The 12799-nt window shown below is 61.4% G+C and carries 10 protein-coding genes and 2 pseudogenes; 4 read left to right on the forward strand and 8 right to left on the reverse strand.

What is annotated here, in order from left to right; genetic code table 11:
- Window positions 1–14: 14 nt before the first annotated feature.
- The 5 genes and pseudogenes from AB0H22_RS21300 to AB0H22_RS21320 all read right to left on the reverse strand — a co-directional run bounded on the left by AB0H22_RS21300 (window position 15) and on the right by AB0H22_RS21320 (window position 5332).
- Window positions 15–740 (reverse strand): hypothetical protein, encoded by a 726-nt coding sequence (locus AB0H22_RS21300; protein ID WP_358148759.1) that lies wholly within the window; start codon window positions 738–740, stop codon window positions 15–17.
- Between the two features lie 1936 nt (window positions 741–2676).
- Entirely contained in the window at window positions 2677–3120 is a 444-nt protein-coding gene (locus tag AB0H22_RS21305) for a helix-turn-helix transcriptional regulator (RefSeq protein ID WP_358148761.1), read from the reverse strand.
- Between the two features lie 252 nt (window positions 3121–3372).
- A pseudogene (locus AB0H22_RS21310) lies at window positions 3373–4539 on the reverse strand (HNH endonuclease signature motif containing protein); the annotation flags it as partial.
- Window positions 4490–4801 (reverse strand): hypothetical protein, encoded by a 312-nt coding sequence (locus tag AB0H22_RS21315; protein ID WP_358148791.1) that lies wholly within the window; start codon window positions 4799–4801, stop codon window positions 4490–4492. The pseudogene AB0H22_RS21310 and the gene AB0H22_RS21315, both read right to left, overlap by 50 nt.
- A 27-nt stretch (window positions 4802–4828) precedes the next feature.
- Window positions 4829–5332 (reverse strand): SRPBCC family protein, encoded by a 504-nt coding sequence (locus AB0H22_RS21320; RefSeq protein WP_358148763.1) that lies wholly within the window; start codon window positions 5330–5332, stop codon window positions 4829–4831.
- Between the two features lie 72 nt (window positions 5333–5404).
- Here AB0H22_RS21320 and AB0H22_RS21325 point away from each other — a divergent pair, with 72 nt between their 5' ends.
- On the forward strand, window positions 5405–5860 hold the full coding sequence (locus AB0H22_RS21325; protein WP_358148765.1) for a MarR family transcriptional regulator: 456 nt from the start codon (window positions 5405–5407) through the stop codon (window positions 5858–5860).
- Between the two features lie 12 nt (window positions 5861–5872).
- Here AB0H22_RS21325 and AB0H22_RS21330 read toward each other — a convergent pair whose 3' ends face one another.
- Window positions 5873–7354, reverse strand: a complete 1482-nt coding sequence (locus AB0H22_RS21330) for an NAD(P)/FAD-dependent oxidoreductase (protein WP_358148767.1) — start codon at window positions 7352–7354, stop codon at window positions 5873–5875.
- A 33-nt stretch (window positions 7355–7387) separates the two neighbouring features.
- A pseudogene (locus AB0H22_RS21335) lies at window positions 7388–8552 on the reverse strand (PrsW family intramembrane metalloprotease).
- A 209-nt stretch (window positions 8553–8761) separates the two neighbouring features.
- Here AB0H22_RS21335 and rpsA point away from each other — a divergent pair.
- On the forward strand, window positions 8762–10207 hold the full coding sequence (gene rpsA / locus AB0H22_RS21340; RefSeq protein WP_180750032.1) for a 30S ribosomal protein S1: 1446 nt from the start codon (window positions 8762–8764) through the stop codon (window positions 10205–10207).
- A gap of 166 nt (window positions 10208–10373) precedes the next feature.
- Window positions 10374–11561 (forward strand): dephospho-CoA kinase, encoded by a 1188-nt coding sequence (gene coaE, locus AB0H22_RS21345; RefSeq protein WP_358148769.1) that lies wholly within the window; start codon window positions 10374–10376, stop codon window positions 11559–11561.
- A gap of 10 nt (window positions 11562–11571) precedes the next feature.
- On the opposite strand, the gene AB0H22_RS21350 is transcribed toward coaE, so the two are convergent.
- Complete coding sequence (locus tag AB0H22_RS21350) at window positions 11572–12237, reverse strand: TetR family transcriptional regulator (RefSeq protein ID WP_180750034.1); 666 nt, start codon at window positions 12235–12237, stop codon at window positions 11572–11574.
- A 335-nt stretch (window positions 12238–12572) separates the two neighbouring features.
- Between AB0H22_RS21350 and AB0H22_RS21355 the strand changes: the two genes are divergently transcribed.
- On the forward strand, window positions 12573–12799 hold a 227-nt coding region (locus AB0H22_RS21355; protein ID WP_358148771.1), incomplete at its 3' end, for an MmpS family transport accessory protein.

Raw genomic sequence — 12799 nt, forward strand, 5'->3', positions numbered from 1 at the left:
GCCGTGGTGTGCAGTTAAGGCATGGATCGAAGCGCTGCGACGCCTTCGAGGATGAGGGCGTCGAGGTCTGCGAGGGCAGCCTCGCGGTCGGCTTTCGGGCCGGCAGGTTTTTCGGACACGGCTAGCCGGTTCTCCTCGCGGAGGTAGTGAAGTACGCGGGAGAACTCATTCATGATTTGTGCCGCAGTTCGCGCCCCAGCCCACTCTGGGTCGATCTCGATACCCGCGAGCCAGGAGTCTTCTGACAGCCGTAACCGCACCTTCGACCCCAGCGGGCCTCTGAGAGCTGGCGGAGCTGTGGGGCCTTGTTCAGCGAGCTCGCGCTCAGCAGCCCAGCATCGCTCGATGGCCGAGGCGATATCCCCTAAATAGTTCTCCGATGAGCGGGGACTGCCCGCTACATACGGGGCGAGCTTGGCCTCATCGAACCCCGCATCGTCGTCTTCGAGAGGCCGCCCGCCGGGTTCCCGCAATGCGTCTTCTTGTTGTTTTGAGACCGCATCGCTATACGCAGCCATCACCGCATCCGCAAGCTCGGCAGGCGGGACCTGCCTTCGCCATGCCTCCCTGAGCATCAACTGCAGCGGCTCCCGTTTTTTCCCAATCCGCACTTGAACCTGCCGAGTGGAATCCTCCCCTGTGGTGCCTGCTGCCGCAGGGGAGGACCACAGCGCACGTTCTCGAGCCAATCGAGAATCCTCCCAACGGCCCAATGAGCTAAGCGACGTCGGGCCGCTCACTGGTGTCTCGCAGCCTGGGCGAGTACGAGAGCCGGCCCGTCATCCAGACAGTGCCTTCGACCGGCCCATTCAGAATCGACCACGCACTGCACAGAATCTAGGTAATCGTCAACGCTCAACCGCAGAGTTGCACTGCGGACCTGGGCCCCCATCTAAACCTCCTTCGCCGCGATACTGTCAGTAAATACATGTGGAACCATAATCTAGCGTCAGTAAATCATGCAGTCGTCAGCAAGTCCACACTTCGATGCTGCGGCCAGCTTCTTCACTGCTACAGTTGTAGTAGGGCGTACTTGCCCAATCGTCTGGCTAAGTCGGCTGAGCAGATTGGTGACATAGAATGTTCGGTTCCCGAAAGCCTCCAGCTCGGATGCAGTCGCGGAGAATTCGTGAAGCAGTTGAGCAGGTGATGGATGCGCCCCGCCTGGGCGTCACCGTCTCGGACGTAGCCGTCGCCTGGGCCGCGAACCGTGGAAGGCCGATCACGGTGGAGAGCCGAGAGCTCCCATCAGGGGTCTTCGGGCAATGGCTGGCATTGCCCGAGAAGGATCTAGTCCAAGTACACAGCGATCTTCCGACCCCTGATCGCACGATCGCTCATGAACTCGGCCACATCGTTCTCGGACACCGTGGCCAACCTATCTCCGACTATGCCGCGGCATACGTCCAGGCCGTGCCTCAATCATTGGTTGCATATATCCTTCACCGGTCTTGCGGCCATTCCGATAATGGACAATGGCCCGCAGATGAAGTCGCGGCGGAGCGGTTCGCGACAATTCTGCTACGCCGGCTAAGGGCTGATCGTCACGGCTATAAGTCCAGGCTCAACGAAGCATTGGGGTGACGTGACCATTCGTCAGGGATGGGACATTTATCAGCTCTGCGAGTTAACAATATTTCTCGCCGCGACTCCGGTCGTTGGGTATCGTACATGGCGCTGGGCCACCAACCGTCCATCACCTCCACTACTTGCGGGTGGCGTATTCGCGACTTCGTTGTGGATATGGACATATTTCGATACGGAATTCGGCTGGCGTGTCCTGACGCCGCAGTTGCAGGCATTTCAGGTTTCGGGAGGCGCTGCGATTCTCGCAGGTGCGTCGCTTCTGGTCTTCACGGCGAACGCTTGCGACACCGCGTCGAAATGGCAGGATCGCGTCGTATATACGTCCGCAATTATTGCAACAACAGTGGTGGTGGTAATTTCTCTAACCGTTTCAGATTTCTGGAGCGAGGCTACCTATTACACGTTTCTCACAGAGCCCCATGACAGCGTCGCTGCCCAATTGTTTTGGGCAGCGCTCCTCGGCCACTTGTATATCTTTTGTATGTCCATTTGGGTAGCCGCGCTAGGCATAAGGCATAGGGACGCAACACCGGCGGGTCAGGGCATGGGCATGCTCGGCTGGGCATGCCTGCTATTATTGGTGACCGTATTCACCCGATATCTCGCTAGCGAGATATACCAATGGCGAGGTCAGGCTCCGCCGTTCTGGTGTGGGCTGATAGTTCAGACGGTCTTCGGAGCCTCGGCCGCGATAATCGCACTAATAGCATTTATCTGGCCCCCCGCAGCGCTTTGGCTGAAAGCTCGTGCGGAATTGCAGTCCTTGAGGGCGCTGCATCAGACTCTCACCTTAGCGTTCCCCGGCCTAGCACCGCCAATATCCCGTGAAGATCGGTTGACGGATCGTGTCCACGACTACGTATCGCAAGTCCAAGATGGACTATTCCTAACCGCCCAACAGCGCGGAACCCCATTGGTCCTTAAACATCGCCACGGCGACACAATTCAGCATGCTGACCGTGTCGCTAAGTGGCTCGCTAACAAAACGGCAGCGAAACAAGAAGTACTCTGCTTGTCAACACCTTCATCGATGAGCGACAAACTGTGGATACTCACAATCGCGGAATCTTACAAACTCGAGTGCATAAATCAATCATCGAGCGATTGCGGCCCGTCCGATGACACACCTTCTACGTCGCACAACCGCTCCACGATGTCCGCTACAACGCGGCGACTCTCAGCCGATAAGGCGTAACTTCTCGTCGCGATCTCGCGAACTTCCAAATCGCGTAGTGTGACCAACCAGCCAAGGTCTCTGTTAACAGACTCTGCATACTCGGTATTGTAGAAATATGCAGGATTTACCTGGAAAAACTCGGCCAACGCAGCCACAATCTCCGGCGCAGGATTAACCCTTTCGCCTCTGCGCAGAAGCGATAAGTAAGGCACCGATACCTCAACGCCTTTTGCCGCGAGGCCGGCAGAGACTTCACTCAGTGACAGTGGGCCTCGACCGGCAGGGTAGACAGTCTCAAAAAGATGCTGCAACCTCTTGGCGAACTGCCTGGACCAATCATCCGCGGGCACCGACATCAAAACCTCCGGTCCCATCCTCGACAAGCGGCAACCTACCCAACCATACTCCCAACCCAAGTCGACCACCTTGCATTAACTCCGGTTCCCGAAACATAGTCAATGACACCGAGGAACCACCCTTAAACAGCCGTCACGATGGCATGTAGATAGCACCCGCGCGACACCACACATGTAGCAACACTCGTCCACCTTTGCCGCGTTAGAAACTGGCCGACCCGGCAATGACATTGAGCGGGCAGATTAATGACTTGTTAGGTTGTCGATGTCGGTGGGGCCGCCGGTGGCCCATTCGTTGATGTGGTGGACCTGGCACAGGTATCCGGGGATAGTGCATTCGGGGTGGGTGCAGCCGCGGTCTTTGGCGTGCAGCACGATCCGCTGATCGGCCGATGCGATGCGTTTGGTGCGTCCGAGGTAGAGGGGGCGGCCGTCGTCGTCGACGATGCTCAGGTAGTGGTGGGCGTGAGCGGCCATGCGGATCAGGTCGCGCATCGGTAGCAGGGTGCCGCCACGGGTGACCGCTACACCTGCTGCTGATTCCAGTTCGGTCAAGGTGGTGGTGACGACAACGGTGACCGGTAAGCCGTGGTGGGAGCCGAGTGCTCCGGAGGCGAGGGTGGATCGCAGCACCGCGCGCAGGGCGTCGTGGCCACGTTGGGCGTTGCTGCGCCGATCTTGTTCGGCAGCCTCGGGTGCGGGTTCCCCGTCCACGATGGGGCTTTCATCGGTGGGGTTGCACATGCCGGGGGCGGCGAGCTTGGAGAACACGGCATCGAGGTAGGCGCGGGTTTCCGGATCCAACAGACCCGAGATCGCCGACATCCCATCGAAACCCTGTCGCCCGATCGTCACCCCGCGGCGCCGGGCGCGGTCGATATCGGAGAACTCGCCGTCGGGATTCAACAACGCCATCATGCGATCGGCGGCGGTGCGCAACGATTCGGGACCGAACCGGGCCGCCAACACGGCGAGCTGTTCTTCGGCGGCTTCGCGGGTCGGCATGTCGACCAGCACCGGCAGCCGATCAAAAAACGAGCGCACGATCCGGACGTGTTCCTCGCCGACCTCACCTCGACCCAGTGCGGCAGCCACATTCGGTAGCACCGGTTCTAGCCGCTCACCGGTCAACGCACGCCGCGGGCCGAGCTGTTGGGCGTCGGCGATCCGGCGACGGGCCGCACCCCTGCCGATATGCAGCCGTCGCGCAATCACCTCCGGAAACGACATACCACCCAGCTCCACCGGGCAGGCCTGGATTGTCACCGCGGGAACCAAACCCAACCCCTTGGCAGACAACCGGCGCTGCACCACCTCCAACCGCGCCATCACCGCCAACGCCTCAACGGCGGTCAGCTCCTCAACCGACTCAGCACAAAAGGCATCGGCCGCCGCCTCCAACACCCCAATCGAACCCATGTTCGAATAATAACTTGACCCACCGACAAGTCCTCGATGCCTGTGACTCCAGAAACCAAAGTGGCACAAGTGATTCAGCGCAACTGCACGACGTCGAACCGATTCCCCTCGGGATCCTCCAAGGTGACGAAATCGGCACCGTCCGGGCGTGGCCAGTCGCCCCGAGTTCTATGAGCCGTTCCACTTCGCCGGGCTGGTCATGCGTGTAGAGGTCCAGGTGAGTGCGCGGCGGTGTTTGTACCGCCGAGTGGCGCTCATCCAGCGAGAGATTAGGGCCAGAGCAGGTCCGTCATACCTTCATGCTGACAGCATCGGCGAGCCTGTCCAACGTTTCCTCCATGGCGCGGCGGTTGACGGCGGGGAACCGGGCCAATTCGAGCAGCCATGGCGCGATATTCGTTGAGTAGTCGAAGGTTTCGCGCACCAACGTTCGCTCGTCCGTCAATGGTTCCAGCTCGTAACGCCATATGTGCTTGCCGAAGTTTCGCCAGGCGATACGGCGTGGTTCTTCGAACTCTCTCACGACGTTGGTGAGCCGACCGTGATGCGTGAGCGCAACCATCACCTGAACGAGGGAGGAGGGAGCCAGATTGGGCAGCCGTGTACGCATGCCCATGGTGAACTTCGCGCCGAGATAGAGCCGAGCGGGCGCGTCAAGCACGGGATTCTGCACCGCACCGGTGCCGTCTATCACGGTATGGCCCGCCGGATCGGCGAGCAGGTCGAAAATCCGTTGCGCGTTGGCGTCGATGACCCGCTCGACGACTACCTTGCGGTCCCTGGCTTGCATCATGCGATAAATCATATGCACATGCATATGATTTATCAAGAATATGATCAGCGATGGTCGGCTATTGTGTTGTCCGTGGCGCAACAGACACCAGAAGGCCGGCCGGACCTCGCGGCATTAGTGGTCCCGCTCGGCCGATCGTTGACGCGTGCGGAACTACCGCACCTGGAGAAGCACGGCCTGACCATGTGGGCCTACATCGTGTTGACGGCACTGAGGGACAACGAGGCGAGCAGCCAAGCCAGTCTGGCCGACGCCATCGGCGCCGACCGCACGCGCATCATCGCAGTGTTCGACGATCTGCAGAATCGAAAGATGATCAATCGCCAGCCCGACCCCGGTGACCGGCGAAGCAATCTGTTGTCGTTGACCGCCAGCGGTCGGAAAACCGTTGCGGCGGCACAGAAAGCGATTCAAGACAACGAAAAGCGAATACTGGCCGGAGTGTCTTCGGCGGATCGCGATGCGTTCCTTCGGGTCCTGAGACACCTAGCAGAGCTTGGCGATTCGGAGATCGCCCCGACAGTTTAAGGCGGCCAGGGTTCAGGCGGCCGAGGACACGGCCTTCGACTTGGCTGCGCCGAATCGCATGTTTTCATCCATTCGGTCACGGTGGAACGCAAGGACATCCAGCACATAGTTGTGTCGGATGGCCCATGGACCCTTCACTCCCGAACGGGGCATGTGGTCCTCGCCGCGGCTGACATAGCCCGATGACAGGTTGAAGAACGGGCGCGCTTCAAGCTCCTCGCCATGTCGGTCTGGATACGCATGGGTGTAACCACGGCTGTCCATATAGTCGAGAAGCCGCACGACGGCCCGTGCGCTCAGATCGGCGCGCAGAGTCCACGACGCATTGGTGTAGCCGACGCTCCATGCGGCGTTCGGCACCCCCTCGATCAGATATCCCTTGTAGATGAACCGATTCGGAGAATCGACCGGGGTGCCGTCCACGCTCAATGCGATACCGCCGAATATCTGAAGGTTGAGACCGGTTGCGGTAATGATCACATCGGCGCGCAGTTCCTCGCCGGATCCCAACCGGATGCCCGATGGTGTGAAGGAGTCGATGGTGTCGGTGACCATGCGGACACCGCCGGCACTGATGGCCTCAAAGAGATCCCCGTCGGTATCGGCGCATACGCGTTGATCCCAGGGGTTGTAGCGCGGCTTGAAATGAACGTCTACCGGGTAGTCGGCGGGTAGCAACTTGGAGATCCGCCGTCTGATGAACCATTTGGCAAATCCGGGCGCCCGACGACAGACGTGATACATCATCCAGCTGAATCCGCCCAGCCAGATGCGCGCAAAGTGCTGAACAATATTGGCCGGTAACACTTTTCGGACGACGCTAACGATCGGATCAGCCCGACTGATGGGGTAGACGTAGCTCGGGGAGCGCTGCAACATGCTCACCTTCGCGCCCGCGCGCGCCAATGAGGGCACCAGAGTGATGGCCGTCGCGCCGCTGCCGATAACCGTTATCTGTTTACCCGCGCAGTCCAGATCCTCCGGCCAATGCTGGGGATGGATCAGCTGCCCGGAGAAGTCGTCGATCCCCGGGAATTCGGGGGTGTAGCCGTCGTCGTAGTTGTAGTAGCCGGTGCACAGATACAGGAATCGGGCTTGATAGGTCGTCGGTCCCGTCGGGGTGTCCACCCGCACCGTCCAGGTATCGGTATCGGTACGGAAATCGGCGCCGGTGACCTTGGCGGAGAAGGTGATCTGGCTGTCGATGCCGTAATCCCGGGCGGCATGCTCAAGGTAGTCGCGGATATCGGCCCCGTCGGCGATGGTGTTGCGTTCATGCCAGGGGTGATATCCGAAGCTGAGCGTGTAGATATCGCTATCGGAGCGAATTCCCGGGTATCGGAACAGATCCCAGGTTCCTCCGATACGTTCGCGGCCTTCGACGATGTGGAAGCTGCGGCCCGCCGCGCTCAGCCGGACGGCGGCATTGACGCCGGATATCCCAGCACCCACGATGAGGACGTCTAGCAGGGCGTTTTCTGCAGTGTCGGACATGATTCTCCTGATCGCCGTTGACCTCTGATCACGCTACCCCGTGAAGGATGCGCGGTATCCCGAGAGTGCTTGCAAGACCGGCGCGCCAGCCCGAGCGGCCATGACCCCATACGCCTCCTCGGTCTGCATTTCGACGTCTCGCGGGTCGCGGGAACCGCGTTCGATGCGATCGCGGACGAATGCCAGCTCCACAACCTGCGCCGCGAAGTTCTTCACCGCGGATCCACTGGGAGGCCCACCGATTCGTTTGGCCTCGGCAATGGCGTGCTTGCGATCCTTGAGTGAGCCCAGCCAGGTGGCCTCATTGGGAGTGACCAGTCCGGCAGCCACCATGCCGGGCAGCTTCTCTGCGACAACGCGCTGCTCCTTACGGCGGCTGCGTACTCCGACCACGATCATCAGCACAAATATCGGCACCATCCATAGCGCGTACACCGCGAGGTACCCCTCGAACCCGAGGAAGGACGAGCCGTTCCAGAGGCCGTGCATGAACACCGCCGCGAGGTAGCCGACCGCGATGCACAAGAACTTGGCGAAAGCACTGCGTTGCTGCAGGGCGTAGTAGATGCCGATTCCGGTCATGGTGGTGAACAGCGAGTGGGCGAATGGGCCTAAGCCCAGCCGCAGTATCGCGGTGAGGAGCGATTGACCGACAGTGTTGCCGCTGCCGATGTAAGCGATGTCTTCCAGCCATGCGAACCCGGCGGCCGTGATGCCCGCGTAAACCAGGCAATCGGTGAGCGAGTTGAGTTCCCGGCGGCGGCTGCCCGTCAACATGAGCAGCAAAAATGCGGCCCTTGGCAGCCTCTTCGATGAATGGTGCGCGGATTGCGATCGACGAAAAGCTGGTACCGCCTTGTGGGTCGAGGACAGAGCCGAAGGCCAGTTCGAGCGCGACCGAGACGACGACGGCCAGTGACGCGCCCCAGACGAAGGCGAGCACGAGCAGCCTTGAGGGCTCCGGTTCCCACCGATCCAGCCAGAGATAGGAGAGGACGACGACACCGATCGCGATGCTCGAGAGGACCAGCCCGATCGTCGCGCCGACAACGTTGGAGGCCAGCAGTCCGATGATGATCAACCCTGTCACCAGGGCAAGCACGATAATGAGAGCGATCGGTGCCCCCACCTTCCTGATCCGCTGGGGGAATCCGGGCATGGGCGGCATGGGTGCAGGCGCGGGTGCGTAGGACACCACCGAAGAGTAGCGGCGAGTGCACGCTCGGGAGCGGTAACCAGCTGGTGTAAACACCTACCGAGACGACCGGGTTTGTGCTGGTGGAGGGCAGTCGAGTAAGGTAAAGCGCATCTCTGCCGCAACATGCGGAGGTACCAGCACGCCCACAGCTAAAGCTAGCTGTGCCAGATCTGTCCCTACTACACAACTTGTCCGGAGCAACCCCACACATGCCAAGTCCTACCGTCACCTCGCCCCAAGTAGCCATCAACGACATTGGCTCGGCCGAGGATTTTCTCGCTGCTATCGACAAGACGATCAAGTACTTCAACGATGGCGACATCGTCGAAGGCACCATCGTCAAGGTTGACCGCGACGAAGTTCTTCTAGACATCGGTTACAAGACCGAAGGTGTCATCCCCTCCCGCGAGCTCTCGATCAAGCACGATGTCGACCCCAACGAGGTCGTTTCCGTGGGCGATGAGATCGAGGCCCTGGTCCTCACCAAGGAGGACAAGGAAGGTCGCCTGATCCTGTCCAAGAAGCGTGCTCAGTACGAGCGCGCGTGGGGCACGATCGAGGAACTCAAGGAGAAGGACGAGGCCGTCAAGGGCACCGTCATCGAGGTCGTCAAGGGCGGCCTGATCCTCGACATCGGCCTGCGCGGCTTCCTGCCCGCGTCGCTGGTCGAGATGCGTCGTGTCCGCGATCTGCAGCCGTACATCGGCAAGGAGATCGAGGCCAAGATCATCGAGCTCGACCGTAACCGAAACAACGTGGTGCTGAGCCGCCGCGCCTGGCTGGAGCAGACCCAGTCCGAGGTGCGCAGCGAGTTCCTGAACCAGCTCACCAAGGGAGCCATCCGCAAGGGTGTCGTGTCCTCGATCGTCAACTTCGGCGCCTTCGTCGATCTCGGTGGGGTTGACGGCCTGGTGCACGTTTCGGAGCTGTCCTGGAAGCACATCGACCACCCGTCCGAGGTCGTCACGGTGGGCGACGAGGTCACCGTCGAGGTGCTCGACGTCGATATGGATCGCGAGCGGGTTTCCTTGTCACTCAAGGCAACTCAGGAAGATCCGTGGCGCCACTTCGCGCGCACCCACGCGATCGGCCAGATTGTGCCGGGCAAGGTCACCAAGCTGGTGCCGTTCGGCGCCTTCGTCCGCGTCGAAGAGGGCATCGAAGGTCTGGTGCACATCTCCGAGCTGTCCGAGCGCCACGTCGAGGTGCCGGATCAGGTTGTCGGCGTCGGCGATGACGCGATGGTCAAGGTCATCGACATCGACCTGGAGCGTCGCCGCATCTCGCTGAGCCTCAAGCAGGCCAACGAGGACTACACCGAGGAGTTCGACCCGTCGAAGTACGGCATGGCCGACAGCTACGACGACGCGGGCAACTACATCTTCCCGGAGGGCTTCGACGCCGAGACCAACGAATGGCTCGAGGGTCACGACAAGGAGCGCTCCGAATGGGAGGCCCGGTACGCCGAGGCCGAGCGTCGTCACAAGATGCACACCACTCAGATGGAGAAGTCCGCTGCCGCTGCCGAGGCAGAGGCCTCGGCAGCGTCCTCGAGCAGCTCCTCGCGGTCCGAGGATTCGGCTCCGCAGGGTGGCTCGCTCGCCGGCGACGCGCAGCTCGCTGCGCTGCGCGAGAAGCTGGCAGGCAACGCGTAATTCAGCTGTAGACAAAGAGGGGCCCCGGTCATTGCGACCGGGGCCCCTTTCCTATGCACCAAAAGCCCGGAATCACGTTGCCGCGAAGCGCTTTCCACCCATGACCACAGGTGACTCGCCGGTGCTGGTGATCAGGCGACGCGGACGCTGTGACAGACTGCCCCACATGTTGCGGATCGGTCTGACCGGCGGGATCGGTGCGGGGAAGTCCACGGTGTCACGGACACTCGCCGAATGCGGTGCCTTCATCGTCGACAGCGATGTCATCGCGCGTGAGGTGGTGGAACCGGGAACCCGCGGGCTGGCGGCGCTGGTCGAGGCATTCGGGGATTCGATCCTGCGACCCGACGGTGCTCTCGATCGCCCCGCGCTTGCAGCGATTGCCTTCAGCGATGATGAGCATCGAGCCACGCTCAACGGGATTGTGCACCCGTTGGCGGGTGCACGTCGGGCAGAGTTGATGGCCTCAGCGGGGGCTGACACCGTTGTGGTGGAGGATATTCCGCTGCTCACCGAGAACTCGCTCGCGCCGTTCTATCACCTGGTCCTGATGGCGCATGCGGATGCGGAAACGCGAGTGCGGCGCCTGGTCGCTCACCGTGGGATGGACGAGAAGGACGCCCGTGCACGTATTGGCGCCCAAGCCACCGAGGAACAACGCCGCGCCATCGCCGATGTGTGGCTGGACAATTCGGGTGACCCCGAGACATTGGCGCAGACGGTACGCGGCCTGTGGGCCGAGCGGCTCTTGCCGTATGCGCACAACCTACGCACACGGCAGCGGGCACAGTGGGAACCGGTGCTGGCGCCCGCCGATCCCAGTTGGCCGACACAGGCACAGCGTGCAATAAACCGGATCGCAGTGGCCTGCGGTTCGAAGGCGCTGCGGATAGATCATGTCGGCTCGACCGCCGTGCCCGGATTGGATGCCAAGGATGTTATCGATATCCAGGTAACCGTCGAGTCCCTCGAGGTGGCCGATGCACTGGCTGATCCCTTGGCCGATATCGGGCTGCCGCCGATTGCGGGTATCACCACAGATGACCCGCATGACACCGAGACCGCCAAATGGGGCAAGCGAATTCACGCCGCCGCCGATCCGGGGCGTGCGGCGCTGGTGCATGTACGAGTGGACGGGTGGCCGGGTCAGCGATTCGCTCTGATTTTCCGGGATTGGCTGCGCGCGGATCAACAGGCGCGGGCCGAATACCTTTCAGTCAAACAAGCGGCCGAGCACGCAGCTGCTGCGGTCGACGGTGATCCCGCCGCCTACGTGGATGCCAAGGAACCCTGGTTCGCACGGGCGTATCCGCGCGCACTGGCGTGGGCGGCCGAGACCGGATGGACCGCCTGAGCGGCCGGCTTCAGCGCGCCTGCGCGACGATTCCGATACACGTCGCTGTCAAGAGCCTGGTCAACGCCGGTTCGAAGTCGAGATTCCAGTCTGGCGGGACACCGGGTTCACTCTGGTAGTCGTGCTCGAGCCCCTCCGGAGGATGGGATACCTGCCAGAGCATCGCAGCGAGCGAGAAGGCGGCCACCAGGATGTCCAGTGAACCCGTACGACCGATTTCGGGGAGGCTGCGTTCGATCGATTCGGCGATCGAAATCACGGCGGCGTTGCTGATCTGCTTGACCTCGGCGACGCGCTCGACATCTACCTCGTGTTCGAGGTGCAGATGCAGGTTCGCCAGCAGATCACAAAACAGGGGATCGTCTACCAGGCCGTGAGCGAGCGCTTCGGCGACACCGGCAGCGGAGCCGCGTCCTGGTACATCAAGCGAGGCACGCACCGTGTCTGACCAGCGGGTCCAACCTTCGGCGGCCAGGTGCAGCAGCACTTCCTTGTGGGAGCTGAAGTAGCGCCGAACCGCGGAGTAGTGCACCCCGGCGCGATTGGCGACCGCGGTCAGCGTCACCGAGGTGACACCGGATTCCACAGCCATCGAGCGTGCGGCTTCCACAATCGCCGCCGCCCGCTGACGCTTCTTTTCGTCGGTGCGGGCGCGCTGGAATGTCAGTTGCGCCACTCGCTGAGGATAACGCACGGCGTGTGATTTGCGACGTTGCGAACCACCCGGTAGCGTGCGTTACGCACGTGGTATGCGTTAAAGATCCCGATAAACGCGCTGGAAGGGAGCCAACTGTTCCGACCTTAGGCATGGTTTACTTCGACAAATGTCCGGTCTCTTGCGCCCGGGTATCGCACGCTCGAAGGAGCCGCCGCGCGGCGATTGCTGCGTCGCCCTGCCGAGCGGGCGGATGGGTGCGGAATCCGATCAGTAGTTGAGCCAGGTTCGGGCCAGTGAACGGCGTCGCCTCGCGAAACGCCAACGGGTGAAGGGGTTTTACGATTCTCAGCGTTTTGAAGCGGGCTTGGATCCCGGTGGTGATGGTGCTTGTCATCGCCATTGCCGGCTTTGCGGTATGGCGAATTCGCGGCATTTTCGGTTCACAACAGTTGCCCACCTATGCCGGCAGCATGACCGACGACAAGAACAACTCCAAGCCCAAACGTGTGATGTACGAAATCTACGGTCCGCCGGGAACCGTCGCCGATATCAACTACATCGACAAAGAAGGGGAGCCCCA

The organism is Mycobacterium sp. NPDC050853, from assembly GCF_040653875.1.
In the GTDB taxonomy this organism is placed as follows: Bacteria; Actinomycetota; Actinomycetes; order Mycobacteriales; family Mycobacteriaceae; genus Mycobacterium.

Bases quoted from the DNA above. Each gene is read 5' to 3' on its own strand.
- AB0H22_RS21305 (WP_358148761.1), bottom strand. From the start codon at position 3,120: ATGTCGGTGCCCGCGGATGATTGGTCCAGGCAGTTCGCCAAGAGGTTG.
- AB0H22_RS21320 (WP_358148763.1), bottom strand. From the start codon at position 5,332: ATGATGCAAGCCAGGGACCGCAAGGTAGTCGTCGAGCGGGTCATCGAC.
- AB0H22_RS21330 (WP_358148767.1), bottom strand. From the start codon at position 7,354: ATGTCCGACACTGCAGAAAACGCCCTGCTAGACGTCCTCATCGTGGGT.
- rpsA (WP_180750032.1), top strand. From the start codon at position 8,762: ATGCCAAGTCCTACCGTCACCTCGCCCCAAGTAGCCATCAACGACATT.
- coaE (WP_358148769.1), top strand. From the start codon at position 10,374: ATGTTGCGGATCGGTCTGACCGGCGGGATCGGTGCGGGGAAGTCCACG.